The 26,046-nt window shown below is 72.8% G+C and carries 22 protein-coding genes; 11 read left to right on the top strand and 11 right to left on the bottom strand.

Annotation, left to right across the window (positions count from 1 at the left end):
- Positions 1-11 precede the first annotated feature (11 nt).
- Positions 12-998: an endonuclease/exonuclease/phosphatase family protein gene (locus tag ACQPYE_RS22200; protein ID WP_498714089.1), complete on the bottom strand. Its 987-nt coding sequence runs from the start codon at positions 996-998 to the stop codon at positions 12-14.
- A gap of 588 nt (positions 999-1,586) precedes the next feature.
- On the opposite strand from ACQPYE_RS22200, the gene ACQPYE_RS22195 reads away from it, so the two are divergent.
- Entirely contained in the window at positions 1,587-4,127 is a 2,541-nt protein-coding gene (locus ACQPYE_RS22195) for a hypothetical protein (protein WP_498714087.1), read from the top strand.
- Here ACQPYE_RS22195 and ACQPYE_RS22190 read toward each other — a convergent pair.
- From ACQPYE_RS22190 to ACQPYE_RS22175, 4 genes are all read right to left on the bottom strand, one after another.
- Positions 4,116-4,976, bottom strand: coding sequence for a class I SAM-dependent methyltransferase (locus ACQPYE_RS22190; protein ID WP_498714085.1), 861 nt, complete (start codon positions 4,974-4,976; stop codon positions 4,116-4,118). The two genes, ACQPYE_RS22195 and ACQPYE_RS22190, sit on opposite strands and share 12 nt — an antisense overlap.
- A gap of 109 nt (positions 4,977-5,085) precedes the next feature.
- Entirely contained in the window at positions 5,086-5,682 is a 597-nt protein-coding gene (locus ACQPYE_RS22185; protein WP_498714083.1) for a helix-turn-helix domain-containing protein, read from the bottom strand.
- Positions 5,683-5,841: 159 nt separating this feature from the next.
- On the bottom strand, positions 5,842-6,600 hold the full coding sequence (locus ACQPYE_RS22180) for a GAF and ANTAR domain-containing protein (RefSeq protein ID WP_498714081.1): 759 nt from the start codon (positions 6,598-6,600) through the stop codon (positions 5,842-5,844).
- A gap of 45 nt (positions 6,601-6,645) precedes the next feature.
- Positions 6,646-7,350 (bottom strand): GAF and ANTAR domain-containing protein, encoded by a 705-nt coding sequence (locus ACQPYE_RS22175; RefSeq protein ID WP_498714079.1) that lies wholly within the window; start codon positions 7,348-7,350, stop codon positions 6,646-6,648.
- A 300-nt stretch (positions 7,351-7,650) separates the two neighbouring features.
- Here ACQPYE_RS22175 and ACQPYE_RS22170 point away from each other — a divergent pair, with 300 nt between their 5' ends.
- Positions 7,651-7,824, top strand: a complete 174-nt coding sequence (locus ACQPYE_RS22170) for a hypothetical protein (RefSeq protein WP_498714077.1) — start codon at positions 7,651-7,653, stop codon at positions 7,822-7,824.
- Positions 7,825-7,908: 84 nt separating this feature from the next.
- Here ACQPYE_RS22170 and ACQPYE_RS22165 read toward each other — a convergent pair whose 3' ends face one another.
- Positions 7,909-9,564 (bottom strand): S8 family serine peptidase, encoded by a 1,656-nt coding sequence (locus tag ACQPYE_RS22165; protein ID WP_498714075.1) that lies wholly within the window; start codon positions 9,562-9,564, stop codon positions 7,909-7,911.
- A 472-nt stretch (positions 9,565-10,036) separates the two neighbouring features.
- Between ACQPYE_RS22165 and ACQPYE_RS22160 the strand changes: the two genes are divergently transcribed.
- From ACQPYE_RS22160 to ACQPYE_RS22140, 5 genes are read left to right on the top strand one after another with little or no spacing between them, the layout of a single operon-like run.
- Positions 10,037-10,978, top strand: a complete 942-nt coding sequence (locus tag ACQPYE_RS22160) for a hydroxymethylglutaryl-CoA lyase-like TIM-barrel protein (RefSeq protein ID WP_498714073.1) — start codon at positions 10,037-10,039, stop codon at positions 10,976-10,978.
- Positions 10,971-11,723, top strand: a complete 753-nt coding sequence (locus ACQPYE_RS22155; protein WP_498714071.1) for an iron-containing redox enzyme family protein — start codon at positions 10,971-10,973, stop codon at positions 11,721-11,723. The genes ACQPYE_RS22160 and ACQPYE_RS22155 overlap by 8 nt, the downstream gene beginning before the upstream one ends.
- Complete coding sequence (locus tag ACQPYE_RS22150; RefSeq protein WP_498714069.1) at positions 11,720-12,670, top strand: aminotransferase class IV; 951 nt, start codon at positions 11,720-11,722, stop codon at positions 12,668-12,670. Before ACQPYE_RS22155 ends, ACQPYE_RS22150 begins: the two co-directional genes overlap by 4 nt.
- A complete protein-coding gene (locus ACQPYE_RS22145) occupies positions 12,667-14,022 on the top strand; it encodes a hypothetical protein (RefSeq protein WP_498714067.1) in 1,356 nt (451 codons plus the stop codon). Before ACQPYE_RS22150 ends, ACQPYE_RS22145 begins: the two co-directional genes overlap by 4 nt.
- Positions 14,019-14,693, top strand: a complete 675-nt coding sequence (locus tag ACQPYE_RS22140; protein WP_498714065.1) for an RraA family protein — start codon at positions 14,019-14,021, stop codon at positions 14,691-14,693. The genes ACQPYE_RS22145 and ACQPYE_RS22140 overlap by 4 nt, the downstream gene beginning before the upstream one ends.
- A gap of 46 nt (positions 14,694-14,739) precedes the next feature.
- Here the strand turns inward: ACQPYE_RS22140 and ACQPYE_RS22135 are convergent, their stop codons facing one another.
- The 4 genes from ACQPYE_RS22135 to ACQPYE_RS22120 form a co-directional block, all read right to left on the bottom strand.
- The gene (locus tag ACQPYE_RS22135) at positions 14,740-15,207 is read right to left on the bottom strand and encodes a DUF4913 domain-containing protein (RefSeq protein ID WP_498714063.1); all 468 of its coding nucleotides are present in this window, start codon (positions 15,205-15,207) and stop codon (positions 14,740-14,742) included.
- A gap of 4 nt (positions 15,208-15,211) precedes the next feature.
- Positions 15,212-19,108, bottom strand: a complete 3,897-nt coding sequence (locus ACQPYE_RS22130; protein ID WP_498714061.1) for a tetratricopeptide repeat protein — start codon at positions 19,106-19,108, stop codon at positions 15,212-15,214.
- Between the two features lie 9 nt (positions 19,109-19,117).
- On the bottom strand, positions 19,118-19,429 hold the full coding sequence (locus ACQPYE_RS22125; protein WP_498722963.1) for a trypco2 family protein: 312 nt from the start codon (positions 19,427-19,429) through the stop codon (positions 19,118-19,120).
- Positions 19,430-19,555: 126 nt separating this feature from the next.
- Entirely contained in the window at positions 19,556-20,788 is a 1,233-nt protein-coding gene (locus ACQPYE_RS22120; RefSeq protein WP_498714059.1) for a hypothetical protein, read from the bottom strand.
- Positions 20,789-20,875: 87 nt separating this feature from the next.
- Between ACQPYE_RS22120 and ACQPYE_RS22115 the strand changes: the two genes are divergently transcribed.
- The 4 genes from ACQPYE_RS22115 (at position 20,876) to ACQPYE_RS22100 (ending at position 25,246) form a co-directional block, all read left to right on the top strand.
- Positions 20,876-21,106, top strand: coding sequence for a hypothetical protein (locus ACQPYE_RS22115; RefSeq protein ID WP_498714057.1), 231 nt, complete (start codon positions 20,876-20,878; stop codon positions 21,104-21,106).
- 33 nt (positions 21,107-21,139) lie between these two features.
- Positions 21,140-21,796: an alpha/beta fold hydrolase gene (locus ACQPYE_RS22110; protein ID WP_498714055.1), complete on the top strand. Its 657-nt coding sequence runs from the start codon at positions 21,140-21,142 to the stop codon at positions 21,794-21,796.
- A 301-nt stretch (positions 21,797-22,097) separates the two neighbouring features.
- Positions 22,098-24,302: an NACHT domain-containing protein gene (locus ACQPYE_RS22105; RefSeq protein ID WP_498722962.1), complete on the top strand. Its 2,205-nt coding sequence runs from the start codon at positions 22,098-22,100 to the stop codon at positions 24,300-24,302.
- 188 nt (positions 24,303-24,490) lie between these two features.
- Positions 24,491-25,246 (top strand): class I SAM-dependent methyltransferase, encoded by a 756-nt coding sequence (locus tag ACQPYE_RS22100; RefSeq protein WP_498714053.1) that lies wholly within the window; start codon positions 24,491-24,493, stop codon positions 25,244-25,246.
- 231 nt (positions 25,247-25,477) lie between these two features.
- Here ACQPYE_RS22100 and ACQPYE_RS22095 read toward each other — a convergent pair whose 3' ends face one another.
- The gene (locus tag ACQPYE_RS22095; protein WP_498714050.1) at positions 25,478-26,041 is read right to left on the bottom strand and encodes a ricin-type beta-trefoil lectin domain protein; all 564 of its coding nucleotides are present in this window, start codon (positions 26,039-26,041) and stop codon (positions 25,478-25,480) included.
- Between the last annotated feature and the right edge of the window lie 5 nt (positions 26,042-26,046).

The raw sequence follows: 26,046 nt of genomic DNA, 5'->3' as shown, positions 1-26,046 counted from the left end.
CGTACGGGCGCTCAGCGCGCGGTGATCCGGAAGGTGCTGAGGACGACTTTGTGGTCGGTGGGCCAGGTCCAGGTGGGACGGCAGAACCTGTCGTTGCCCGACTCTTGGACGCGCTTGTTGCGGACGATGGCGCCGGGCGGTCCGACGAGGATGCTGTCGAGGAGCCGGAGCCGCTTGTCCGGGTAGTAGAAGACGAAGTCGATCCGGTCGCGCTCGTCGGACTTCCGCGCCCAGGTGAGTTTCTTGACGCGGGCACCGGGGTTGTCGCTCGGCCAGGTGAAGCCCGGCGTGAGGACGGGGTCCGGGTTGATCTCGCGGTAGCTGTCGCGGAAACCGGCGTCCTCGATCGCCTTGGTCGTCGACCAGACGACTTTGGCGCCGTTGTGGTCGAACAGGTAGCGGGTCCGGTCGTCCCAGTCCCGGTGGGAGGGCTCGTTGAAGTCACCGGCCAGCAGCGTCAGCCGCCCCTTGGACCGCTCCTTCGCGGCGTCCGCGAGCACGGTCTTCGTCACCTTCGTGCGTCCCGAGGCCCTGTTGAGCCGCATGATCAGGGCGGCATCGGTGATGGGACCGGTCGGGATCTGCTTCCAACCGTACTCGGAGGTCTCCAGCGGTGGCGGTGTGCCGCCGCCGTAGCCGCGCGGCAGGTAGGTGACGTAGTACTGGTACTCCAAGTGCCCGGAGTAGGTCGCGATCTCGGTGCCACCGACCGAGACGACCGCCTTCGACCAGAACGGGAACGACGTGTGCTCGATGATCGGGTATCGCGAGATCACCGCTGGATCCTTCCGATTCTCGTCGTCGAAGTAGGTCAGCCCGCGCTCGGCGAGATCACCCAGGAGAGCGGCCACCCGTTTGCGGTTCGACTCGCTGAGCGTGACCACGTCCGGCTCGACGGCGGCGACGGTGTCGGCGATACCCGCCCGGCCGCCCTTGACCTCGCTGCCGCCGAGCCAGATGTTGAACTGCATGACCTTGAGCTTTCGACCCTTGACCATCGACAACCTCCGGCACGGGGAAGGAGACAGCGTTACGCGACACTGGTCGGTGACTCGTCAGCGTGGACATCACGACGCCACCACCATCGACGTGTGCAGCCCTTCACCACCAGGTCGCACGTGCTGGTTCACCGATTCGGAGAGTCGCGTCCATCGGCCGTGCCCGCGCGACGGCACCCAGTAGCCGCCCTTTCGCCCCGAACGAGTGGTGTAATCCGAACCGGCACACGTACGTGCAACGACTCGACAACACGCGCGAAGTGCCTCCGACGTGCTCCCGGCCGGTAAGTCGACGGCATCGTCGGCCTCGGTGTCAGCCGAGCCGAGCCGCAGCACCCACCACGTGCCGTCCACCCGGGCGGCGAGGGCGGACGGGCGGGCGTCCGTGCGCCGCCACCTGACCGGACGTGCCAGGACGTGCGCCGGTTCGGACATCGTGCCGGCATGCGGCGCGCATCCGCTGTGCCGCAAGGCTCATCCACTGCCGCTTCATCACGGCGCACGCGCACTTTCCGATCCGCTAGGTTGGCGACGGTCGACTCCGGTGCGGTTTGCCACGGAACCGCCGGCAGCGCGGAAGGACGGGCGATGGACGCGGCGCGGGCGATCTCCCTGGTGGCGGAGCGGATCCGGTCCGAAGGATCGGACTACCCGACGCAGGACCTGCGGGCCGAGCAGTTCCGGGGTGGTTGGTGCGTCTTCGCGCCGGTGATGGTCGCCGACCCCGACCCGGCGGACGACTCGCCCGGCCCGGTGCGGCGGTCGGTGTTCCTGGTCGGCGGGTGCGGGCAGGTCGAGGAGGTGTCGGCGAGCGGACCGGCGGAGGACGCGCGCTCGCGGTTCGAGGAGGCCTGCCTCTGGTTCGGCGCGGGCCGGCCGACCGGGGAAAGCGGTTACACCGGGCAGAGCAGCCCGGACTTCAGCCGGTTCGCCCGGCCACGCCAACCCCGCCGTGCCGCCGCCTACGACCGGCAGGCCGTCGACGCCTTCGCCCGGGCCTTGCTGCACGAGCGCGACTTCCCCGCCTGGCTGACCGGCCGCCTGCGCGAGCTGGGCGGCCTGCTGGGCGGCGCGGGTCACCTGGTCGCCCGACACCCGGACTCCTGGTCCGCCCGGCGTTTCATGGAGTTCCTGGAGCCGGACGACGACGAAGGCGGCACGGAGTCGTCCCCGACCGCGGTGTGGCGGACCTGGCCGCCGGTCGACCCGGCGAACCTTCCTGACGTGGACACCGCGGGGTGGCTGCTCGTCCCGGGCGAGGCGCTGTGCGACTACCTCGACGAACTCGACACCGACGCCGCGACCCGCTTGGCCGACACCCTCGCCGCCCACGTCCAGCAGGCGTCCCCGTGGCGCGCCTGCGGTGTCGCCGAGGTGTACCCGCGGCTCGTCGCGGTGCGCCGCGCCGAACTGGGTGACGCCGACCTGGCGGTCCTGCGCCGACTCGCGGCCGAGGACGCCGCCGAGGACTTCCTGGACGCGATGCTGGCGACTTCGTCACCCGACGACCGGGACGCCCAGGCCCTGCTACGCCTCGCTCTCGACGCCGAACGGCGCGGCTCGGCCTCCACCGACCTCGACGCGGCGGCCACGGCCGCGTACCGGCGCGTGCTCGACCGCCTCGGCATGGCCTTCGAGAACGACTGGTTCGGCACGGTGTTCGCCGGGCAGGACCCGGAGGAGCACCCGTTCCACGACCGCGCCGATGTGGCCGACGACGACCGTGACGGCGACGACCGTGACGGCGACGACCGTGGTGACGGCGGCACGGCCGTCGTGGACGCGAGGGCCGCCATCGCGTTGGCGGTGGAGTGGATCAGGTCCCGCCGCCTGGACTACCCGACCGAGGGGTTGGTCGCGGATCGCTTCGAGGCCGGGTGGAGCGTGTACGCGCCGGTCGAGGTGGACGAGAGCGACCCGATGGCGTTCCTGGACCTGCCGGTGGGCCGGTCGGTCTTCCTGGTGGGCGACTCGGGGAGGATCGAGGAGACGTCGAGCTCGGTCCCGCCGGGGCAGGCGGAGGACGAGTTCACCGCCGAGGAGCGCGCCGCGAACGACCTGGTCGACGTCGAGTGGGCGGCCGTGCGGCTCCAGGCGGAAGGCGAGATCCAGAGCTTCACGATCGTCGACACCCCGCCGGAGGAGGCGATCGCCGAGCAGGCGTCGAGGTCGATCGAGCCGATCGTCCGGCAGTTGGCGCTGTCCGGTCCGCCGGGGTGGCGGCGGTTGGGCGCGGTGTTCGCGGTCACCGCGTCCGCCGAGGTGGGCCGGGTGCGGTTCTGGACCGACCGGCCCGGAGACGTGGTCGCGGCGCCGGAAGCCGTGGTGGCATTGGCACGCGCGCAGCGCGAGGTCGCGGCGCGGATGCCGGCCGGGCCGTGGTGGCGCCTGCTGCTGGGCGTCACGCACCTCGGCGAGACGACCGTGGAGTACGACTACGGCGACCAGCCGTTCCCGCCGGAAGACCTGCTGGCCCCCGAGCACTACCGCAACGACCTGGCCGCCTACCCGCGCGACCGGGTGCCCGCCTGGCTCACCGACTACCTCGCCACCGCGGACGGTCCGGGGGAGGGCTTCGAGACCGAGATCGAGTCGAGGCGGTTGCACGCCGACGCCCGGGCGATCTCCTACGGCGACCGGTCGATCGCGCTCGACCGGGTCGAGTGGATCCGGTACCTCACCTCCCAGGTCTCGACGAAGCGCTTCCTCGGCTTGGGCTCGCGGCAGACCACCTGGTACTTCTCGGTCGGCGCGTACCCGGCGACGTTCGCGAACAAGATCGACCTGGAGTTCGTCACCGACGGCAAGGACGCCCCACCACCCGAGGCGTGGGCGTTCCTGGTGAGCCTGTCGCAGCGCCACCTCGAACCGCGGTTGGTGGCCCGGCTGGTCGACCGGATCCGCCGGGGTGAGACGGTCGACATCGGTGGCTTGTCGGTGTCCCGGGGCGGCATCGACCTGCCGGGGGGCGCCCTGCCGTGGAGCGCGATCAGCGACGTGCGGATCGCCGACAACCGGGTCTCGATCCACCGGGCGGGAACGTCGGAGCCCGCCGCCCGGGCGGCGTTGGCGAGTGCGAACGCCGTGCTCGTCCCCGGCGTGATCGCCGCCTTCACCTCAGGGACGTAGGCGGGCGGCCCAGGCGGTGCGCTCGGTGCGCAGCGCGAGGTCGTCACGGCGCAGGACGCCGTGCGGGCTGTCGGCGTCGAGCAGCCGGTCGAGCGCGATGAGGTCTTCCGCTGAGAGCTCCCCGGCGACGGCACGGCGGACGCGCTGCAACACGCCCAGGGCGTAGCGGCCGATCGCCGGGTCGCGGGCTCCCCCGATGTCGACGGCGACGGCGAGTTCGCCCGCGATGGCGAACCCGGCGGCGGTCAGCAGGGCTCCCCAGTCGGCCCCGCGGTGGGGCAGGTGCTCGGCGTGGAGGCGGTCGGCCGCGGCGTGGAGGCGGTCCTCCAGGCCGGGCCGGTCGGCGGGGGCGTGCTCGGGCAGGAAGCGGGGGAGGCCGGCCAGTTCGACCACGGCGAACAGGCCGTTGGGCGCGAGCAGGTCGCGGACGGCTCGCAGGGCGTGGTCGGGGTCGGCCAGGTGGTGCAGGGACGCCGACGCCCACACGAGGTCGGGCGTGCCGAGGTCGGGCCAGGTGGTGTCGTCGAGGTCGGCCGACACCGCGTGCACGTGCTCGTCCACACCGCGGGCGTGCGCCTTCTCCCGCAGGCGTCGCAGGTGTTCGGGCGAGGCGTCGACGGCGATGACGTGCGCCTCGGGGAAGCGGTCGAGGAGCGCGAAGGTGCCCGCTCCCGTGCCGGCGGCCAGGTCCACGATCCGACGCGGGTCGCTCTCCAGGGGCAGCCACTCGACGATGGCGGCGATGTGCTCGGCGAGGACCTCCGCGTCCAGGTCGAGGATTTCCGCCTGCCCGCCCTCGGCGCCGCTCTGGTGGTGGTCGTGTTCGTGGTGGGTGTGTGTTTGCGGCATACCGTCACGTTAAGCGGACAATGCGCGGTTGGCACAACTTCTTGCGCATTGCGCAAGACAACGGCTCGGTGTGCTGCCGGGCGCGCAACGCGCACCGCACCGTGAGGGGCTATGAGCCGGCTTCCGCGTCGCCGTTCCCGGGCTGACCGTCGGTCTCGCGATGCCCGCGCCGGGCGTCGCGGTCGAAGATGAACATGATGTCGCAGGGGCCGCCCTCGGCGCCGATCGCGTGCGGCATCATCGTCGGGAACTCGGCGGCCTGGTTGGTCTCGACGCGGAAGCGGCGGTGGCCCAGCACCAGGATCGCGGCGCCGGACAGCACGACGAGCCATTCCCGGCCCGGGTGGGCACGCATCCGGGCGGGGTTGTCCGGTGGCGGCTCGGTCAGCCGCCTGCGCATGACGCTCATCGTCGGGTCGCTCTTCATCGGCCAGCTCAGGCCGTGCGCGCCGTGGACCATCGGGCTGATGACGACGTCGTCGGCGGCGTTCTCGACGAGCTGGTCGAGGGTCGTGTCCAGGGCTCGGGCCAGCGTCACGAGCTGGTCCAGCGCCAGCCGGCGCTGACCACTCTCGATGCGGCTCAGCGAGGACTGGCTCAGGTGGGAGCGGGCGGCCAGATCCTCCAGCGACAAGCCTTGTGCGACCCGCAGAGCGCGGATGCGCTTGCGCACGAGGCTGTCCAACGCGTCGTCGTCTCGCGTCATGGGCAACATCGTATGCTCCTGGGGGGAGATTTCTGTCGGTTCACCCGGACCTGGTGCTGCACGGCGGCGCGCCGGCGGAGTTCACCGGCGAGGTCGCGCTGGTCACCGGCGCGGCCTCCGGCATCGGGCGGCGTGTCGACCCGGGAGGTGCGGGGGTCGTCAGCCGGGAAGGTTCGGTTGCCGGCGTTCGGAGGCCGGGGGAGCGAGGGCGGCCGGAGCGAGGGAGCCTTCGATCAGGGCCTTGGTGACGTCGCGCAGCGGTGTGCCGCGCTCGGCGGCGTGCCGGTGGATCAGCGCGCCGGCCTGTTCGGCGTCGAGGTCGAGGGTTCCGGCGACCACGCCGATGGCGTGTGCGAGCCGCACGCGGTCGTTCATGGCGGTCAACGTCTGCTCGACCAGCCGGTCGACGCGTCGCGCGTCGCCTTCCTGGGACAGCCCGAGGACGGTCAGGTCGGCGAGGGTGCGGGCGAGTTGTCCCTGCCACCGCTCCCAGGGCGCGATCCTGGTGTAGAGCACGTTCAGCCCGCCGACGGTGCGGCCGTGCAGCCGCATGGGGATCGCGTGCAGCGCCCGGTAGCCGGCGGCCGTCGCGGCGGGGATGAACGTGGGCCAGCGGTCGGGTTCGTCGGCGAAGTCGACGGCGTTGACCACGACGCCCTCGCGGATGCAGTCCACGCACGGGCCCTCGTCGATCTGGGACTGCAGCAGCTCGACGAACCGGGCGTGCTCGTCGGAGGCCGACACGACCTTGATCCCGCCGCGCGGGTCGACCAGCATCACACCGGTCGCGGCGGCTCCGAGCAGCCGGGTGCACGCGGCGGTGACCATGCGCAGGACCGCGTCGGCGTCATGGCTGTCGACCAGTTCCGCCGTGATCTCGCTCAACACGGAGGCGATCTGGTCCTGGACGCCCGGCACACCGGCAGCATACGTCCCGCCGATCGCGGTCCGCGCGGTGGAGGGTCAGTCCGCGAGCTGGTCCAGCGGCAGGCGACGCGCCAGCACGTCACGCGAGACCTCGGACAGCGACCGGCCGGTGGCGAACGCGTGCGCCCTCAGCCGGGCGAACGCGTCCTCCAGGCTGATGCGCAGCTGGGCGGAGAGCATTCCGGTGGCGATGTTGACGTCCTGGTAGGAGACCTCGACGCGCAACCCGTCGCCACCGGTGGTCCCGCTGTGGTCGAGCAGCCCCAGGACCGCCAGGTCGGCCAGCAGCGCGGCGTCGGTGACCACGTCGGGCGGCAGACCGCCCGGGCGGCGGCGGTAGAGGGTCAGCGTGCCGAGCCGCATGCCGCCGATCTGCAAGGGGAAGGCGAACACCGCCGCCAGCCCGCGCACCTCCCCGAGGTCGGCGAACCCCGGCCACCTGCCGCGGTGCGCGCTCAGGTCCGCCACGAGCACCGGTCCGCCGGTGTCGAACGCCTCCACACCCGGACCCTCGCCGACGGTGTACTGGAACTCCTCCAGCGCGGCGGCCCACGGGGTGCTCGCCGCGAGCAACTCCTGGGCACGACCACCGCTGCGCAACGTCATCGCGGCGGCCTCGACGCCGGTCAGGGTTCGGACGCAGACCGCGCACAGCGCCCGGGCCAATCCGGGCATGCCCGGCGCGGCCACGTGCTCCGCGACCATCCGCGCGAGCCGGTCCCGCCGCTGCCCGTCCAACACCCGTCCTCGTCGCCGCAGGTGAGGTCCCGATCCAGCCGGACCACGCGGGGCGCGGTCCTCGCCCTCGGCGAACCCCGGTGCGCGAACGCGGTACGTCGCGGACGCGCCTTGGCCCTCGTTCGAAGCGCCGGGATGAACCTATCCCGGCCCACCACGGGTCCGCACGCCCGGTCTCGTCGCCACCTCCGACGGGCGCGGCGCGCAGCGCGGCGTCCGAGCCCGACGAGGACAGGTCGAGGTCCCGCAACCGCCTTTCCGCCACCGGTCCCGGCACACCGCCCACCAGTCACCTCCGAACGCGTGACCGCCGCCGGGGTCTCCCTGGACTGGGAACTGCTCGCGCAGGGCGCCCAGGCCGTCCGGGACACCGAGCTGCTCACCCTGGCCCAACGGTGCCACCCGCAGACGCTGCGGCAGATGCGCTGGGCCAACGCCATGCTCAAGACCTTGTCACCACAGGTCCTCGCTGGCTGAAGCCACCACCGGCGCCAAGGCGGGTCAAGCGCCGTGCGGTGCGACCACGGGCCCGGTTGTCCCGTGCCCGTGGTCGGGGCGACGTCAGAGGAAGTCGCCGCCGCGCGTCACGGCGCCGTAGGCGTCCACGATGCCGTGGCCGTAGAAGCCGTTGAACGCGGTGTCACCCACGCAGGTCGCGGTGAACTCGGCCGGCCTGCCCACGTTCTCGTAGGACACCGTCCGCGGCTCGGGGCACGCGCGCGGCGTCGCGGTGCCGTAGAGCACCGCCTCGACCTTGTCCGGCGACATGGTCAGCGTGCCGGGGCGCGTCCGGTCCTGCTTGCCGAACTGGCTGACCACCAGTGCGGCCACGCCCGAGGCGTGCGGTGCGGCCATCGACGTGCCCTGCGCGTAGCGGTAGAAGCCGCACGCGGTGGCGTCGCAGTACTTGGCGACACCGGCCGCCAGGCCCTGCGGGGTGATGTTGCCGTCGGCGTCGATGGTGCCCGCGGCCAGCCCCACGTTGCGCGGGTAGGCCGAGCGGATCAGGTTCTCGTTCGTGCGGTACCAGTCGGTGCCGAGGCCGTCGCGGAGGTACCCGCCCGGTGCGGACAGGGCGGTCTGCTCGGTGCCGTAGTTGGAGTAGTCGGCCTTCACCGTCGACGGCCCGAGCGCGGACACGGAGATGACGTGGTCACCCTCGGTCGGCAGGTTGAGGCACGTGCTGTTGTCGATCGGGCGCGGGTAGGTGGTGCCCGGCGGGTAGTTCGGGCTGGTCACGTCGGTCCGGGGGGCGCCGAGGTCCTCGTGGTTGTTGCCGCCCGCGCCGATCAGCGTCACGCCCTTGCGGTGCGCGTAGTTCAGCGCGCGCTGGACGGCGGCGATCGTGGTCCGCTGGGCGATCTGCGCCTCGGGGCTGTCGGCCGGGTTGGCCGCGCAGTTCATGTACCAGGGGTCGATGAAGAACGACATGTTGATCACGTCGAGGCCGACGTCGGCGCCGTAGGTCAGCGCGTCCACCACCGGCTGGAGGAAGAAGAAGCCGGAGTCCTGGCCGGCGCGGATGTTGACCAGCGACACGTCCGGCGCGACACCGGACACGCCGAAGCCGTTGGCCGCCGCGCCGATGGTGCCCGCGACGTGCGTGCCGTGGCCGCCGTCGTCGTGGTCGGCGGGGTCGACGCAGCCGCGGAACTCGCACGGCCCGTCCAGCAGGCCGCCGTTGGAGTCGTTCGGGATGTCGATGGTGAAGTTGCGGGACAGCGCGCGGTTGAAGTTGGGCGCGATGTCGGGGTGCGTGCCGTCCACGCCGGTGTCCAGCACGCCGACGTAGACCCGCTGGTCACCGTCCTGCCGGACGCGGGCGATGTCGGAGCGCACGAGGCGCAGGCCCCACAGGGCGTCGTCGAGCGGGTCGAGGCCGGTCGCCGTGGCACGGGGCGCGGCCTTCGTGGTGGTCGCGCCGACGTGCTCGTTCTCGACGTCGTGCCACTCGCGGGTCCGGCGCTGGGCGATCTCGGGAACCTGCCCGATCGGCCGCACCGGGGCCGCGCCGAACACCGCGTCGGCGGCGGCGACGCGCTGGACGAACCCCGTGGCAGGCGCCGTCACGGTCAGCGTGCCGACCGCGGTGTTCTCGGCGGTGACCCGCCCGCCGGCGGCGCGGACGGCGGCCCGTGCCGCCTGGGTCGACGCGCCTGCCTCCACGAGCACGGTGTAGTCGGTGTCCTGCGGCTGGGCCATCGCCGGTTGGGTCATGGCCGCGATCATCGCGACTGCACCGGCCACGGCGAGTGCGCGCCGGGTTAATCGGCTGGGTCTCAAGGTGTCTCCTCTGATCGGATCACAGGTGTCGCGCCACCTTGGCACAGCGGACCACCGCCGGTCAGGAGTCATTCGTCGGAATCGCCGGTCACGATCACGGTCGCGGGACACCGGAACCGCCGCGTGGTCGACTCTCCGGTATTCGCCGGTCAGCGGGTTTTCGGCGGCCGGAGAGGGAATCACCGAATTTCGCGACAATGCGTCGGCGCAATGGCCGGTACGGCAATCGGGTCAGTCCTTCGGGGTGCTGGACCGAAGGTTGCCACGTGCGGTGCGCCCGGTTAGGCTGAAGTCGGCCACCGGGGCAATGGCGCGAGGGGGCGGTTGGTTTGCTCTGCCTGGCGGAAGCTCTTTCGCGCAGCCGCGCGGTGCGGTGAACGTGAATTCAACGCCCATTCTCCTCGATGTGACCTTGCGTGATGGCGGCTATTTCAACGGCCATGGCTGGACCACGCACGAAGCCGCGTCGATCGTGCGCGCCGTCGGGGCCGCCGGTGTTCCGTACGCGGAAATCGGTTATCTGCGGCACGGGCACGATCCGGGGCGGCCGACGGCCAGTTGTCCACCCGCCTACCTCGACGCGCTCGCGACCGTGACCGGGCGGCCGGAGCTCGCCGTGATGGTGCGCCCCGGCGAGGTGCCGGTCGAACGCCTCGCCGAGTTGCCCGACCGGGGCGTCTCCATGGTGCGGGTGCTCGTCACGGGCGGGTCGGTCGAGGCGGCCGAGCCGTACGTGACGGCGGCGCGCGCGGTGGGCTTGGACGTGGCGATGAACCTGACGCGGATCAGCGAGCGCGATCCCGAGGGGATCGCCGTGGCGGTCAAGGCGTGCGCGAACGCCGGCGCGCGGATCGTCTACCTCGCCGACTCCAACGGCAGCCTCGATCCCGGCTCGGTGTCCGAACGGGTGGGCGCGGCGGTCGACGCGAGCCCCGTCCCGGTGGGCTTCCACGCGCACGACAACCTTGGGCTGGCGTTCATCAACACGACGACCGCGATGGCGGCGGGCGCGACCGCGGTGGACGCCTCGATCGCCGGCATCGGCAAGGGCGGCGGCAACCTGCGGCTGGAGGTCATCGTCGCGCACCTGATCGTGCGGCACGGCGCGGAGCTGCGGCTCGACCCGATCGCCGCCGACCGCACCACGTTGGCCACCCAGCTGCGGATGATCGCCGATGGCGGCTCGCGGACCGTGGTCAGCGGCCTGCTCGACGTGAACCTGGACGGCGCGGCCCACTTCTCCGACATGGTCGCGGCCGACGGGCTCGACGCGACGATCCTGGCGCTGACCGGCCGGGGGCTGCCCTCCGCCGAACCCCTCGACGACAACGGAGGTGCCGATGAGTGACTTCGTCGCCGAGCTCGACCGGATGATCGGCGAGCGCAGGAAGACGACCAGCGAGCTCTACCAGACGATCCTCGCCGGCAAGGCGACCCGGAGGTTGCTGCACGACTTCGTGCTGCACCGCTGGCCGATCAAGAGCTTCTGGACGCGCAACATCCTGGGCATCGCCTCCCGGGTCGAGGACCACCGGCTGCGGGTCCTGCTGGTGGAGAACATCTACGAGGAGGAGACCGGGAAGTTGTCGGGCTCGGGCCGCCACCTGGACACGTTCGCCGACTTCGGCGAGGCCGTCGGCGTCACGGCCGGCGAACTCGCCGACGCGCCGGTCGTGCCGGAGACCGCGGCGGTGGTCGAGCACAACGTGCGGGTCTGCAACACCGAGGCCCACTTCACCCGGGGCGTCGCGTCGGTGCTGCTGCTGATGGAGGGCCAGCCCCCGATCGTGGACAAGAGCGGCAGGAGCATGCTCTCGGTGATGCGCGACGTCTACGGCCTGCCGGCGAAGGGGTACGAGTTCTTCGTGCACCACGCCTCGGCCGACGCGGGCGACGGCGCGGTCAGCGAGCTGGAGGACGAGCACGCGGCCGCCGCGCGCGAGCTGCTTCGCCGCTACTGCGACACCCCCGAGCTGCGTCAGGGCGCGATCACCGCGCTCGCCGACGCGCTCGAACTGCGGCACCGCCACTTCGACATGATCCTGCGGACGGCGTACGACCCGGCGGAGCCGGTGTTCCGCCACACCGCGTGACGGCCGCGCCCGCCAACGGCCACGGCGCCGCGGTCTGGCCGCTGGCCCACCACCGGGGCAGGCTCGTGCCGCGCGACGAGGCGACCCTGCCGGTGGGCAGCATCGCGATGCGCTACGGCATTTCGGTGTTCGAAGGGATCCGGCTGTACCGGCAGGGTTCCGGTGGCGTCGCGCCGTGGCTGCCGCGACCGCACCTCGACCGGCTGCGCAACTCGTGCCGCCTCATGGGCTTGGACGAGGGGTGTGCGGCCGACGTGCCCGCGATCATCGACGAACTCGTCACCGCGCAGGGCATCGACGCGGACGGCTACGTCCGGGTGGCGGCGAGCGCGGTCAACGGCGGTGACATCCACGAGGCCGCCGTGACCGCGTTGACGGTCACGATCACGCCCTCGGGCCGCAAGCGCTGGCTGGCCGACGGCGAGGGCATCCGGCTGGGGATCAGCACCTGGCAGCGCCCCTCGGACGCGGTGTTCCCCAGCGCCGCCAAGAACATCTCGGCGTACGCTGGTCCGCGCCTCGCGCTCGCGCAGGCCAAGCGCGCCGGTTACGACTCGTGCGTGCTGCGCACCGCCGACGGGTTGATCAGCGAGGCGCCGACGGCCACGGTGTTCCTCGTGGAGGGCGGACGCGTGGTCACACCACGACTTTCCGACCACGTCCTGCCCGGTGTCACGCGGGCGTGGGTGCTGGCGACCGCGTCCTCGCTCGGCCTCGACGCGGTCGAGGACGCGGTCGGCGAGGAGCGGCTCACCGCCGCCGACGAGGTCTTCCTGTGCGGGACGGGCATCGAGTTCGGCCCGGTGCGCGAGGTCGCGGGCGTTCCCCTGGCCGGTTGGCCGTCGAGTCCGGTCACGAAGGCGTTGGTGGACGCGTACTTCGCGCAGGCGCGTGGCGCCGTCGTGCCGACCGGGGTCGACCTCGGCCTGCCGGGCGAGCAGCCGTGAGCGTCACCGGCCTGATCGACTGGCCGGCCGCCCTGCTCGCCACCCACGCCGCCGTGGCGCGACCGGCGGACACCCGCGAGGCCACCGAGCGCGCGGTGGCCGCCGGACCGGTGTTCCGGAACAAGGAGTTCCCGCTCTCACCGGTTCCCGTGCTGGTCCGCGCCGAGCGGGCCGAACGGCTCGCGCCGCTGCTGACCCGCTACGTCGCCCTGCTGGGCAAGGTCGTCGCCCTGTACCGGGCGCGGCAGGACGTGCGCGACTTCTACGGGCTCGGGCCGGCCGCCGACCGCTTGGTCGACGCCGATCGCGCCCTGGGCGACGCGCCGTGGGTGTGCCGGCTCGACGGCTACCTGGAGGCGGGTTCGGAACGGCTGCGGGTGTTGGAGAACAACGCCGACTCGCCGGCGGGCACCCTGTTCACCGCGCGGATCAACGACGTGGTCGCGCGCATCCGGTCGAGTTCGCCGGCCGCGATGACGTACACCGGCGAGCACCGCTTCCTCGACGCGCTGCGGGCCGCTGCCCGTGCCGCCGCCGGACGGGACGCGGGCCGCTGCGCCGACCCGTCGCACATCGCGATCATCCAGCCCGCGGGCGCCCCGAACGTGGAGAGCGTCGAGCTGGTGCAGTGCCTGCGCGCCGCCGGCGTGGACGCGTTCCTCGCCGACCCGCGCACGATCGAGGTGGCCGGCGACCGGGTGCGGTTCGCCGGCCGGCCCGCCGACCTGTGCTGGAACAAGGTCAACACGGTGTCCTGGCTGGCGCACCGCGCCGACCCGTCGTTCGTCGACCGCTGGGAACGCGCCGTGCGGGACACCGCGATGGTGCACGTGAACCCGTTCGGCGCGCGGTACGTCGCGGAGAACAAGCTGACGCTGGCGTTCGTGCAGCAACCCGGGTTCGCCGATCTGCTCACCGCCGGGGAACGGGCACTGGTCGCCGAGCTGCTGCCGTGGTCGCGCAAGCTCACCCCGGTCGCCGTCGACGACGGCGGCGACCCGCTGGCCGACCGGCTGCTCGCCGACCCGCGCGAGTACGTGCTCAAGCAGCCCTACGACATCCGGGGCGACGGCGTCACCATCGGCCACGACTGCGCTCCGGACGTGTGGCGCGACGCCGTCGCCGCCGGGCTGCGCGCGGGGCACCTCGTGCAGCGGCGGGTGGCGCCCACCACCTACCCCGTGGTGGAGGCCGGCTCGGACCGGGTGCACGTCATGCCGATCAGCTTGGACACGTACCTGTTCGGCGGTCGGGTGGCGGGCTTCGGGTCCAAGGCCAGCCGCCACGCCAAGATCAACATTTTCCAAGGGGGCCGGAAGTTGGCTGTCCACGTGATCGGCGGCGGCTCGTGACGGCCATCGGAGGTGAGCTCGCGGCGTTCGGCACGTCGGCGGTCAGCGACGCGCTGGACGTCGTGGGCGTGTCGGGCGCGCTGTGGGGCCCGGTACGGCAATCCGGCTCCGGCGTGGTCGTCGGTCCCGCGTTCACCGTCGCCTTCGAGCCGGTGGCGGAGGGCGAGCGCGCCGCCGCCGCGGACTACATCGACGACGTGCCGCCGGGTTCGATCGTCGTGCTCGCCAACGGCGGCCCGCACTGCACGGTGTGGGGCGACATCCTCGCCGAGGTCGCGGTGGCCAGGGGCGTCGTCGGCACCGTGATCGACGGCTACTGCCGCGACGTCGACGGCATCCGCGCGCTCGGCTACCCGGTGTGGGCGCGCGGCGCGTTCATGCGATCCGGCAAGAACCGCGTGCGCATGGTGGCCACCCAGCAGCCGGTGACCATCGGCGCCGGGGACGACCGGATCACCGTGCACCCCGGCGACCTCGTCACGGCCGACGGCAGCGGTGTCGTCGTCGTGCCGGCCGACCTCGTGGCAGGTGTGGTCGACGCGGTGAGGCGGGTGGCGGACGTGGAGGCCGAGGTGCTCGCCGACGTACGGGCGGGCGTCCCGCTTCGGGTCGCCCGTGCCAACCACGGGTACAACGACGTCGCGCGAAGGGCCACGCCGGCGACGTCGTGACCCCACCGGCGCGCGCACCGCGTCCGAACGTGACGCGGCCCCACCGTCAGTCGAGGGCGAGCGGGTCGTCGGCGATCGGCCAGGTCGACTTGTCCCGCTGGTCGTCGAAGAGCTGGTCCGGGATCGGGTCGACCGGCAGCGTCTCGTGCGGCCGGTGGCCGTCGGCGCAGCGGGCGAACGGCCCGGCCACCGGGTCCATCAGGGCACGCATGTTGGGATCCGCGTAGTGGGTCCACCAGTTCGCCATGCCCAGCGCGGGGTCGAAGCGCAGGTTCTCCCACGCCCGCCACACGGAGTCCAGCCGGGAGAGCGCCTGGGCGTGCCTGAACCAGCTGGAGCACCACACCAACCCCGACTCCGGCGTCGGGCGGGGGATGAAGTGGACGAGCCGGTCGGTGACGAACTCACCGACGTTCGGGTAGAACAGCTCCGCCGGGCGGCCCACGTTCTCCTCGTCCCGCCGGATGTCCTCGGCCGACTCGTCCCGCTCTTGGTCGGGGTGCGCTGGCGTCATGGCCTCATGCTCCTCTTCTCAACCGCACGTCCGCGGCCTCGGCGTGCCGGCCGATCCGGGTCAGGGCCGTGACGAGCGTGTCGACGGCCCACCGCAGGTCCGGCTGGTGCTCGCGGGGGTCCTGATCCACCAGGCGCCGGTAGAGGCGGGCGGCCCTGCGCGCCGGCTCGACGGCGCGCGCGGCCCGGCGCACGTCGTGCCGGCCGCACAGGCTCAAGGTCCGCGCCAGCCAGCCGAGCAGGAGCGCGACCTCGGCCGGTGTCCGGTCGGGACGGTCGACCAGCGCCAGGCCGATCTCCTCCGCGTCGAGCGCGGTGCGCCAGGCGGCGTCCGGATCGCCCGCCATCGTCAACCCCCTGGCCAGCTGCAGGAGTGCGAAGTAGAGGGACGACTCCCGGCCGTCCGACGTCGTGGCGGACAGGTGGCGCAGGAGCCGCACCCGCTGTTCGGCGACGCGCACGGCGTCGGCGAAGCGGCTGGTCTTCAACAACGCCTGGGCCAGGTCCGCGCAGATCGCGGCCAGGTACTCGTCATCCGCCGCGTCACGGTCCGGCAGTCCGTCGAGCAGGTCGTGGGCCTCCCTCAGCGCGGTGACCGCCCGGTCCGCGGTCGACCACGCCGCGGCGTAGCTGATGCCGAGGTCGTGCAGGCAGTAAGCCAACTTCACGCGTCCCGCCGCGTCGGCGCGGGCCAGCCGGCGGTAGATCGGCAGGGCGTGGCGCAGCACGATGCGCTCCGGGATCCGCCGGCCCTGCCTGCGGTAGAGGTCGGCGAGATCGCGCAGCGCGTCGGCGTACCCCTCCGAGTACAGGCTCGGGGCGTACTCGTGGAGGCGGCGCCGGATGGTGCCACCCAGGGATACGGCCTTGAGCGCCTCCGCCGTGCGGCCCAGGGCCGCGTAGGACTGCGCGAGCGCGAGGGCGGTGGCGGACTGGCTCCTCAGGTAGGTCGCGCTGAGCGGGACCTCCGCGCGCGAGTAGAGGGCCAGGGTCTCCGTGAAGTGCTCCACCGCCGCCTGGTGATCACCCGCGTCCGCCTCGAAGAAGGCGAGCGTGTACGTCGAACTGGCCAGCCTGGGCACTTCCAGCCCGTTCGGGTCGGTCGAGAGCCTCCGCCGGTGCTCGATGGCCTCTTCGACGGCGTCCCGCGCGGCCTCGTGCTCACCTCGGTCGAAGCGGTCCCAGGCCAGGTTGTGCAGGAGCGTGCCCAGCACCGCCAGGTGGACCTCGGGGAGGTCGGCGGCCAGCGGGCGCACCAGGTCGATCGCCTCCTGCTCCAACGCCATCCCCTCGCCGGGCGAGGCCGTGCTGATCTCGACCGCCAGGCCGAGCAGGGCGTTCGCGAGGTCACCGGAGTAGGCGTCCTGGTTCTCGCCCGCCAACCGGCGAGCGGTCGCCACGGCCTCCTCGCTCGGCGACAGACCCGTCGGGAGCTGCCGGAAGCGCCAGAAGTTCGAGCCTCGCTGCTCCAACGCGTCGGTGAGCAGCAACGGGTCCAGGTCGGGATCGCGCTCCACGAGGTCGCGCGCCCGCCGGACGGCCTCGTCGGTGTACTCGTCGGACCTGGCGACCTGGTCGAAGCCGATCGTCCCGGGATCGAGCTGCCAGACCACCCCCGCCTGGCCGATGAGCGCGCGCACCAGGCCGCGCTCGCGCTTCCCCGCCTCCTCCGCTCCCTCCGCCGCCAACTCGCGGAACAGGCCGAGGGCCCGTTCGCCGGTCCGGTACGACTCGGTCAACCGCCCGGTGGCGCGCAACGCCCGCGACAGCACGAGCAGCGACTCGGCCCACTCCGTGCGGTAGGCCGGGGAGTCGCCGTCACCCGAGAGCCGTTCGCGGATCGCCGCCGCTTCGCCGGCCGCCGTCACCGCGTCCGTCCAGCCGCCGACCGCGAGGTGCCGCTCGGCCAGGTTGTGCGACGCCCGGGCGCGGTCGCGCAGCGCCGGCGGGTCGTCGCCGGTCGCGCGGCAGAGCCCGCTCAGCTCACGGGCCACGTCGAGCGCGTAGTCGCGCAGCACGTGGGACTGAGCTGGCAAGGTGTCCGAGTGCGCACGCAGCACGGCGGCGGTCAGCGGGGCGTGGTCGGGAACCGCGCGGAGCACGGCGCGCAGCTGCCCGATGACCTCGCGCGCGTCGTCCGCGCGCCGCTCGTTGGCGTGGGCCACCGCCGCGCGGGCGAGCACGGTCAGCGTCTGCGACCGCTGGTGGTCCGGCGCCTCGGCGAAGTGCCTCGTCAGCAGCCCCGAGTGGCGGAGGACCTGGCGGGAGGCGTGGTACTCCCCGAGGCGGTCGGGTTGGAGCCCGCCCCAGTAGTGGCCCTCGGCAGGCGGGTACAGGTCGCGCAGCCAGCCGGCGACCTCCCAGACCAGCCACGTCGGCTCGTGGGGCATCACCCGCGCGATGGTCCGGAAGGCCTCGTCCTCGTCGGCGGCGGGGCACAGCACGGCCGTCGCCACCGCTTGTTCCAGCAGCCCCGGATCCATCTCGCCGATGCGCCGCCGCTCGGCGGTGTCCAACCAGTAGACGCGCTCGTGCTCCTCCAGGAGCTCGGCCTCCAGCGGCCGGCGATCCTCGCCCGGCGCCTGGCGCAGCAGGGCGACCAGAGCCGCCATCTGGACGGTCAGCGCCGTCTCCGCCGCCGCGGCGGGGCGGGTGACCGCGAGCGCGTCGGCGAGACCGGGCCAGTCGACGTCGGGCCGTCCGACGCCGTCCGCCAGTCGGCGGGCGAAACCCCGGGCCGCGGCCCGGAACACGCGGTCGCGGTCCTCGGGCTCGGGACTGAGCGAGTGCAGCTTGACCTCGGGCAGGTCGCCCGTCGCCTTGGCCGTCCAAGTGCCGAGCGAGCGGGCCAACGGCAGCAGGCGCACGGGGTGCGAGGCCCGCTTGGTCTGTCCCCACAGCGTCCTGACCAGCTCGGGCCGGGACTCGGCGTAGTCGACGACCAGGAGCAGCGGGTGCTGGACCGCGCGCAGCGCCCGCACGTCACCCGGCTCGCCGCGCACCGCGCCGGTCACCCAGCCGCGCTCGCGGAGCCGCGCCATCAGCTGCCGGGCCAGCCTGGTCTTGCCCTGCCCACCCGGGCCGGTGAGGACCCTGGCGGACGGTGGGCCGTCCGCCAGGCACCACCGCTCCAGGTCGTCGAGCAGCTCGTCCCTGCCGTGGAACGGCACCACCTCGGCGTCCGCGCGCAGCAGCATGGCCGGCGAGTGCACCTCTGTGGGCGGCGCCGGTTCCAGCAGGTCGGCGAGCTCCGCCGGTTCGAGCCGGGGGTCGACGCCGGTCGCCGCCCGGACCACCGCCCGGAAGTCGTCGCGGGCCAGCAGGTCTTCGGCGGGAACGGCCGTCAGCCGGGCGCCGTGGCGGGGTCGGCGGTCTTCCTTCACCACGCCGAGGAGCAGGTCCGCGCCGTCCAGGAAAACGGCCGAACCCGACATCCCGGACCACGGCGTGCCGGTTCCCCCGTCCTGCCCGAAGGGACTGTGCGCGTCCAGGACCTCCAGGACGCCGTAGCCGCGCGGCCTGACCGTCCCCGCCAGCTCCTCCGGGGCCCGGCCGTCGTCCTGCCGCTGCTGTCGGGGGAACCCCATGGCGGCGACCGGCACCGGGCTCCCGGCCGTGACGCACCGGCCCCACCGCTGCACGCGGCGGCTGAGGTGCCCGCGGAGGGTCTTGGGCGGCGACCAGCCCGCGTCCGTGATCTCCACCAGAGCGGCGTCCAGGGCGGCGCCGCCGTCCCACCGCACCGCGGCGGCGAAACGCCCACCAGCCGACGCCGGTGCGGAGACGGCGACGTCCGCGCCCGGCGCCAACAGGTGCGACGAGGTCAGCACGAGCCTGGGCGCGATGAGGTAACCACTGCCGAAGCGGGCGCCGTGAACCTTGACGACCTGGTCCTGCTCCATCGGGGCGGACTACTCCTGGTCGTCGCCCACTGCCACGTCCCCGCCGTCGCGGTGCTGCGGGTTCAGGCGCAGGGTCAGCCGCTGGGTGGACCGGTTCGTGCGCTCCCCGCGGGCGTTGGCCTCCACGACCCCGAACTTCAGGCCACCGCCGCCGCCCTTGGTCCGAACGAGCTCGATCTCGAACTCCGCGGTGATCTCACCGAGCACGAAGCGCAACGGGGAGTCCTTGCCGCGGCGCTGCGCCTGGGAGAGCTGGTCCCGCAAGACGTCGATGGCGTCCGCCAGGTCCAACCAGTCGTCCTCGTGCCCGTCCGACGCCATGCTCACCCTCCGTCACGATCTTGCATTCGTGCGCATCGTAGCCGCCGAACCCCGGATCAGGTGGGAGTTCGGTCGCAGACCGTCCGGCCCGCCGGTCGGATCACCGGGAGGGGACCGGGGCGAGGGTCAGCCGACCCACTTGCCGTCGTTGGTGATGTAGGCCTTGGTGGGCGCGCCGGTCTCCCGGTTCAGCACGGTGAACCGGGACATCGCCCTGTTCCACTCGGCGAACACCGGGAACAGCGCCGACTCGTGCTTCCGGTAGACCACCACGACCTCGTTCACCACCTGGCCACCGTCCTGGGCGAGGACGACGTGGTGCTCCAGCGCGTTCGTCCGCCGGGTGGCGATGTCGATGGCGTCCACGCTCACCTCGTTCTTCTTGCCCGCCCGCCGGATGAGGCCGGAGTGCCCGTAGCGGACCATCGGCTCATCGTCGCGGACGTCGTTGACGTTGAGCAGGTAGGTGTGCATGTCGGTGGCCTGCGCCAGCCGCAGCCGGGTGAACTCGTTGCGGATCTTCCGCATCAGCCGCGCATCGGCCTCGGTCACCGTCCTGAGCGACTGGATGGCGTTGAAGACCTGCGCGTCGCGCTCGGTGGGCGCCGGCATGAACACCACGGTGGCGTTCGCGTACGGCTTGAGCTGGGCGTAGATCGACAGCGGGTCGCGGGTGCCGTGCAACAGCGACGCGCTCAGGTCGTGCAGGCCCAGCTCGTTCTTGCGGTTGCGCCCCGTCTCGGGCTGGTTGAAGTGCGCCGGGTTGATCCGCTTGCGCACCCCCTCCAACGTGCGGTCGAGGGTGATCTTCCGGTCCCAGGCGCGGTCGAGGCGGTGGTGGTTGTTGCGGATCTCGAAGTCGCCGCCCAGGACGCTCTCGTTGTTGACCTGCCGGGCGGTCATCCGGTTCTCGGCGAACGCCGACGCCCAGGTCTCGGCCCGCTCGGCGACCTTCACCTCGTGCCACCAGGCGGTGATCCGGTCCCGGCGACCGTCCCAGGTGTCGCCGTCGCCGCCGAGGTGGTCCAGCCCCTGCTGGAGCAGGCGCGCCTCGGTCCGGGCCAACTCGTCGCGGCGCAGCTGCGCCTCCACCCGGCGCTGCTCGGCCAGCTCGGGCCGCCCGTCGAGTTCCACCTGCAGGTTCTTGGCGATGTCCCGGGCGAAGACGTTGCCGCGCGCGAGCACGGTGATGACCTTGTCCAACTCCTCGTCGGTCAGGTCGGTCGACCACATCTTGTACTGCTCGATCATCCGGTTGGTGTCCTTCTCGACCTCCTGGTGCCCGGTGGTGATCAGGGCCAGCAGCTGCGGCCGGTCCTGCTCCTGGGCGTACAGCGGCCAACCGGTTTGGATCTTCATGCGGTTCCCCTCGGTAGTGCCTGGTGGCACGGAGCCCTTCGTGGGAACAGGACCGACCGTTACACCACCACCCCGTTCTTCCTGGCGTTGAACTCGCAGAGCATCCCGGTGGGCAACGGTGACTGGTCCTACTTCAACCACCAGGCCCACCCGGTCAGCGGCGGCAGTTGCACCTCGGTCTGCGCCGCCGCGCCCAAGCTGCCGCTCGCCGCGCTGCGCAAGATCAGCGAAGACGCGGGCCTGCACCACTTCGCGCCGGTGGGCGACTCGGTCGAGGCGAGCGGCAACACCTACCCGGGCGGTCGCACCTGCACCTGATCGATGTCGTACCCGTTTGGCACGCTGTGCCGCATGAGCACCTTCGTACTGGTCCACGGCGGTGGCGGCAGCCATCGGGACTTCGAGCTCCTCGAACTGGAACTGCGCCGGCGCGGCCACGACGTGGTCGCGCCGGACCTGCCGATCGAGGACCCGGCCGCCGGGTTCGCCGAGTTCACCCGGACGGTGGTCGACGCCGTGGGCGACCGGCGGGACCTGGTGGTGGTCGGCCACTCCTACGGCGGCTTCACCGCGCCCCTGGTGTGCGCGCGGCTGCCGGCGCGCCTGCTGGTGTTCCTCGCCGGGATGATCCCGGCGCCGGGGGAGAAGCCGGGCGACTGGTGGACCAACACCGGCTTCGAGGCGCCCGAGGGCCTCGACGACGCCGAGACGTTCTACACCGGCGTCCCGGCCGACGTGGCGGCCCTCGCCCTGGCCTGCGGTCGTCCGCAGGTCAGCGCCGAGTCCGACGAACCGTGGCCGCTCGACGCGCTGCCGGACGTGCCGACCCGCGTGCTGCTGTGCCGTGACGACCGGTTCTTCCCGCCGGACTTCCAGCGCCGCGTGGCGCGTGAGCGGCTCGGCCTGGAAGCGGACGAGATGGCGGGCGCGCACTGCGTCGCGACCAGCCACCCGGTGGAACTGGCCGAGCGGTTGGTGAGCTACCTCCAGGTGGTGAGCCAGCGCTGACGAACCGGTGGCGGTGAGCTACCCCCAAGTGCCCGGAGTCGTCGCACCACCGGTCGAGGTGCCCGGCAGGAGCCCGGCCGTTGGACCAGTCGAACTCGTGCGCGCCGCAGGCCGCCGGGCGGGCGACCGCCTGGTCGGGCACGTCTGAAGTGCCCGGGGCCGCTCGGCTCTCCTCGAAACGCCGGTAGCGGTCCGGCGACCGGGTGAACACCCCGTCATCGACCGGCTGCCCGGCGGTTCGTGCCGGACCCTGGAGCCAGGTTTCCCCGGACCGGGAGTGAGGGAGGTGCGGCCGGTGTCGATGTCCGCCCCGGACCGACCGGGCGAGACCGGGCACGCCGCCGACGGTGGCGGGCAGGACTTCCACAACAGGCTGTCCGCGACAACGGTGGACCAGGTGGTCCAAGTGGGTGTGGTGCACGACGGCCTGCACGTCCACCTGCCTGCGGCGCGGGAAGCGCCGGGTCGACGAGGTCGGGCCGCCCTGCCGGCCGAGGCCGCCGACCGGCTCGCCCAGGCGGTCGGCGCCCAGTGGCGGCGCGAGGAGGGGCGGCGTCGGGTGCGGGACCCGTCCGCGCTGCGGGTCCGGTGGCGTTCGGCGCCGGAAGGCTTGACGGACCACGCGGCCGATGTCCGCGGCGTCGAGCCGGGCACGGCCGGCGACCCGGTGGCGACGGCAGGCGTGCAGGACGACGTCGCCGAGGCCTACCGCCGGCTCCGCTACGGGAGGTTGGTGATGCTGGGCCGTCCCGGATCGGGCAAGACGGCGCTGGCGCTCCGGTTCGTGCTGGACCTGCTGGGCGCGCGCGCCGACACCGATCCGGTGCCCGTCGTCTTCAGCCTCGGGTCGTGGGACCCGACCGAGGTCGAACTGGAGGACTGGCTGGTCGATCGGCTGGCGCGCGACTACACCGGCCTGGACGCGACCGGCCCTGACGGGAAGTCTCTCGCCGCCTCACTGGTCGAGACGGGCCGTGTGCTGCCCGTGCTGGACGGGTTCGACGAGATCGCCGACGGCCTGCACCGCGCCGCGCTCGAAGAGCTCGACGCGACCGCCATGCCGTTGGTGCTCACCAGTCGCACCGGGCAGTACGCCGCCGCGTCGGGGAAGACCGGGCCGCTGTCCGGCGCGCTCGGGATCGAGCTGGTCGACCTGACGCTCGGCGACCTGGTCGACTACCTGCCACGCGCCACGCGCGAGGACTCGATCCGGTGGGCCCCGGTCCTGGACGAACTCCGAGCAGATCCCCGGACCGAGGCGGGCGACGCGCTCGCCGCGGTGCTGGTGACGCCGCTGATGGCCTCCCTCGCCCGCGCCACGTTCGGCGCCTCGCCCGGCCGTGACCCGTCCGAACTGCTGGACACCAGCCGGTTCGGTTCCGCCGGGGCCGTCGAGGCGCACCTGCTGGCCGACTACACCCTCGCCGTCTACCGGCGCCCGGCGCACGACGGGCGCCGCCGGCGCTGGGAGCCCGAGGACGCCGAGCGGTGGTTGGGCTACCTCGCCCGGCACCTGACCGAACTCAGGACACCCGACCTCGAGTGGTGGAAACTGGGCGAGACGGTGCGCCGCCGAAGCAGGGTGCTGGCGGTCGCGCTCGTGTCCGGCCTGGTCATCGGGCTCGTCGAGGCGATCACGGCCGGAATCGCGGTCGAGGTGCTGGGCGGGCCCATGCGGGGGATCGTCCTCGCGCTCGTCGCCGGCCCGCTGGTCGGGCTCCTCGTCGGAAGCACCTTCGGCTTCGTGAACTGGGCGGTGGGCAGGTTCTTCCCCGCGGCGCTGGAGCCGTCGCGGGTGCGGGTGCGGATACCGCCGGTCGCGGGAGCGGGCCACGCCAGGATCAAGCCGAGGCTGTGGCGGGGACTCGTGCTGGGGCTGGGGCTGGGGCTGGGGTTCGGGCTCGTGTTCGCGGCGGTGCGGAAGGTCCCGCTCGGCTCGGTCGGCTTGGAGCACGGATTCGCCAACTGGGTGTTCCTGGTGCTGTTGGACGCGGTTGTCTTCGGACCGCTGTTCGCGCTCGGGGGCGGGATCGCGATGGCGCTCACCGCCTGGCTCGAAACACCCCTCGACACCAGGTCTGCGGTCAGCCCTGCGGACCTGCTGGCGCGGAGCCGGGCGAACGCGGTCTTCCGGGTGCTCGTGGTCGTGCCCGTGTTCGGGCTCGTCATCGGCGTCGGCAGCGGACTTGCCTTCGACCTCACCGGGGCACTCCTGGCCGGGACCGGGCTCTACGTCCGGTGGGACACCACCGCCAGGGTCATGATCGGCCTCGTCGCCGGTCTCGGGTGCGGTGTCGGCTACGCGTTCAGCGCCACCGCCTGGGGCCAGTGGGTCGTCCTGTCGCGGGTGTGGCTGCCGTTGACCGGCCGGCTGCCCTGGGCTGTGGCGGCCTTCCTCGACGACGCCCACCGGCGAGGCGTGCTGCGCCAATCCGGCGCCGCCTACCAGTTCCGCCACGCACGGCTGCAAGAACACCTCGCCCGCACCTATCGCGCGACGCGCTAGGCGACCACCACCGGGAAATCGTTCGCCGATCCGGTCCGGCGCTGTTAGCGTCGGGGGGACCGTTGACCGTGGAGGAAGCCATGGCCGCCCGGAGCCTCACGCCGGGCCACCGCACCGAGGCCGTCTGACGGCCCGGGTCGCCCGGTGACATCGCCTCATCAAGCCGATGCACCGCGAGGAGCTTTCCCATGTCCGGAACACCTTCGTCCACCTGGTACGTGGACTTCTTCACCGAACTGCCCAACGAGTTCTGGCGGCGCGCCGTGCCCCCGGGAGTCACCGTCGAAGAGATCGACTTCGTCGAGCGGCACCTCGACCTCGCGCCGCGCTCACGGGTCTTGGACGTGCCGTGCGGCAGCGGGCGGCACAGCGTCGAGCTCGCCCGGCGCGGGCACCGGGTGACCGGTGTCGACTTGTCCGCCGAAGCGATCGGGCACGCCCGGCGCGCCGCGGTCGGCCTCGACGCCGAGTTCGTCCAGGCCGACATGCGGGAGATCCCGCAGGGCAACGGGTTCGACGCCGTGGTCTGCCTCGGCAACAGCTTCGGCTACCTGGAGCTCGACGGCCTGCGGGAGTTCGCCGCCGCGCTGGGCGGAGCCGTCCGGCCCGGTGGCGGCCTGGTCGTCGACCTCGCCTCGGCGGCCGAGTCCATCCTGCCCGGCTACCGGACCGAGCCGCGGACCATGCGGACCGGCGACATCACCGTCCACGCGACCAGCGAGTACGACGTCGCCGGCAGCAGGGCGTTCAGCCACTACCGGTTCACCCGCGGCGAGGAGCAGCTCGACGTGACCGCGATCCACCACGTGCACACGGTGGCGCAGATCGTCGACCTGCTGTCCGGCAGCGGTTTCACCGACATCGGCCTGTTCGGGGGTCCGGGCGGCGAACCCTGCGGAATCGGGAGCGGACGGCTCCTGCTCACCGCGCGCCGAACGTCCTGAGCGACCGCTCCGGCCGGGGTTCCCACCCCGGCCGGAGCCCTGGACGCGGTCGCGTCGTACGTCGGCGCCGGGCCGCCGGAGTCGCCGCCGCCGGTCCCGGATCAGCCGCGGACGACCGCGCGTCCGCGTGCGCACCGGCACTTGTCGTCAGCCACGCCCGCACCACCCTGACCGGCACGGGCACCTCCTGCCCGGCCGAGTGCCGGCGAGCCAGTCCGCGCCGCTCCGGTGCTACCGCGCGTCGGGCAACCAGGGCGTCAGTTCCCACTCCTGCTCCGGGCCGCCGGGCGGCGTCACGTCCACCATCGGCGGGTCGATGAACTCCGGGGACCTGGTGACGCGGAACTCATCGCTGCCCGCGAAGCGGGAGATGAAGAACGTGTCCGGCCGCCTGGCTCCGGTGAGCAGCCACCGGTAGGGGGTGGCCTTGGTGATGACCGGTTTGCCGTCCACCGGGACGCCGGTGAGCGCCAGGTAGGTGCCGGTGCGCTCGTTGCGGAAGGTGCAGCCGAGGAGTTCTTCGCACTCGACCCGCCACAGCACGAAGGGGTCGAAGGTCGAGTCGGAGGGCTCCCGGACGGTGACCCGCTCACGTGGTGCGTCCGACCAGACGGCGAGGAACTGGTCTGAGGTCAGGTCCCCGATCAGGTACAGGCCGTGGGGGACCACCTCCTGGCGGGCCGTCGGCCGGTCGGCGGGTCGGGCGCTCGCCGCCGGGACGAGGAGCGTCGACACCGCGGCGATCGCGGCGACCGCCATCGCGACGGCTCGCGTGATGACACGTTGGGCTGACATCCGTG

Origin of the sequence: Actinosynnema sp. CA-299493, assembly GCF_050946825.1 — a bacterium.
Taxonomy (GTDB): Bacteria; Actinomycetota; Actinomycetes; order Mycobacteriales; family Pseudonocardiaceae; genus Actinosynnema.
This window is presented reverse-complemented; position numbering and strand designations above follow the sequence as displayed.